The sequence below is a fragment of the Pseudomonas sp. S4_EA_1b genome, from assembly GCF_016307435.1.
Lineage (GTDB): Bacteria > Pseudomonadota > Gammaproteobacteria > Pseudomonadales > Pseudomonadaceae > Aquipseudomonas > Aquipseudomonas rhodesiae.
In genome coordinates this window covers 1-1,764 of sequence record NZ_JAEILC010000121.1, presented here as the reverse complement: position 1 = coordinate 1,764, position 1,764 = coordinate 1, and the positions used below count along the sequence as shown (strand labels likewise).

The following is a 1,764-nucleotide window of genomic DNA, read 5'->3' as shown; positions in this document are numbered from 1 at the left end:
TTTTTGTTTCTGATCTACCGCTATCGGGGGCAAGCCCCCTCCCACATTGAGTCCTCACGGGGCATGGAGTCAGCGTTGTTTCATGCGGTCGATGACCACGGCCAGCAGCAGGATGGAGCCGCGGATTACATACTGGTAGAAGGTGTCGATGTTCTTCAGGTTCATCGCGTTTTCGATGATCGCCAGGATCAGCACACCCGCGATCACGTGGCGGATCATGCCGATGCCGCCACTCAGCGACACGCCGCCCAGTACGCAGGCCGAGATGACGGTCAGTTCGAAACCCTGGCCGATCATCGGTTGGCCCGAGGTCATGCGTGAGGCCAAAATCACGCCGGCCAGGGCACCGATCAGGCCGTGTACGGCGAAGATCAGGATCTTGGTGCGGTCCACGTTCACGCCCGCCAGCAGCGCCGCTTCCGGGTTGCCGCCGATGGCCATGGTGTTGCGCCCATAGGTGGTGTAGTTGAGCAGCCAGCCGAAAAACACGAAGCACACCAGGGTGATCAGGATCGGCACCGGCACGCCGAACAGTTGGCCGTTGCCGAAGATAAAGAACTGCTCCTGGGACACCCCCACCGCTTTGCCGTCGGCAAAAATGTAGGCCAGGCCGCGCACGATTTGCATGGTCGCCAGCGTGGTGATCAGCGCGTTGACCCGCAGTTTGGCGATCACGATGCCGTTGATCAGCCCCACCACCAGACCCATCAGCAATGCCGCGCCAATGCCCAGCATGACGCTGTCGGTGTCGCGCATGACGATGGCCGCGACCACCCCGGCGCAGGCGATTACCGAGCCCACCGACAGGTCAAAATGCCCCGAGGCCAGGCAGAACAGCATGGTGCAGGCGGCGATGCCCACGGTGGAAATCGCCAGGCCCAGGCCGCGCATGTTCAGCGGCGAGAGGAAGTTGTCGATCAGCAAGGCGCACAGCACGAAGATGGCGATGGCCGCCAGCAGCATTGCCCAGTTGTCGAGCAAGGCGCGCATGTCCAGGGGTTTGCGTGCCGTGGGCAGCGCATTGTTTTGAGTGGTCATGGTTTTCTCTCAGTTCGTCACGCGGCGCGGCAAGGCCAGCTGCAGCAGGTTGGATTCAGTGGCGTGTTCGCGCGGGTGTTCGCCGCGCAGCGCGCCTTCGCACAGCACCAGGATGCGGTCGGCGATGCCCATCACTTCCATCAGGTCGCTGGACACCACGATCACCGCGATGCCCTGCGCCGCCAGGTTGTGGATGATCTGGTAGATCTCGGCCTTGGCGCCGATGTCGATGCCGCGGGTCGGTTCGTCGAGCAACAGCACTTTCATCGGCATCGACAGCCAGCGGCCCAAAATGGCTTTCTGCTGGTTGCCGCCGGAGAGGTACAGGATCTTCTGCGCGGCGTTCGGGGTTTTGACTTTCATCGCCTGGATCTGGTGCGCGGCGTTGCCCTTTTCCCAGCCCTCGCGCAGCAGCCAGCCGAACCGCGAGTGGGCGCCACGAGCACTGATGTTGATGTTTTCGGCCACGCTGGACAGCGGGATGATGCCTTCCTTTTTGCGGTCTTCGGGGCACAGCAGCACCCCGGCGGCGATGGCGTCGCGCGGCGAGCGCAACTGCAATGGCTCACCCTCCAACTCCAGGCTGCCGGCGCTGGCACGCTCCAGGCCGCTGAGCAGACGGAACAGCTCCGTGCGCCCGGCCCCCACCAGGCCGAACAGGCCGAGGATTTCGCCTTTGCGCACCTGGAAACTCACCGGCTCGCGCAGCCCAGGGCCGAGCAGACC

The 1,764-nt window shown here is 63.6% G+C and carries 2 protein-coding genes; both read right to left on the bottom strand.

The window, feature by feature from the left end; all coding sequences use genetic code 11:
* Positions 1-69 precede the first annotated feature (69 nt).
* Positions 70-1,038 carry an L-arabinose ABC transporter permease AraH gene (gene araH / locus YA0848_RS30440; protein WP_034096889.1) on the bottom strand — a complete coding sequence of 323 codons (969 nt, stop codon included), beginning with the start codon at positions 1,036-1,038 and terminating at the stop codon, positions 70-72.
* A gap of 9 nt (positions 1,039-1,047) precedes the next feature.
* On the bottom strand, positions 1,048-1,764 hold a 717-nt coding region (locus YA0848_RS30435), incomplete at its 5' end, for an ATP-binding cassette domain-containing protein (protein ID WP_198731477.1).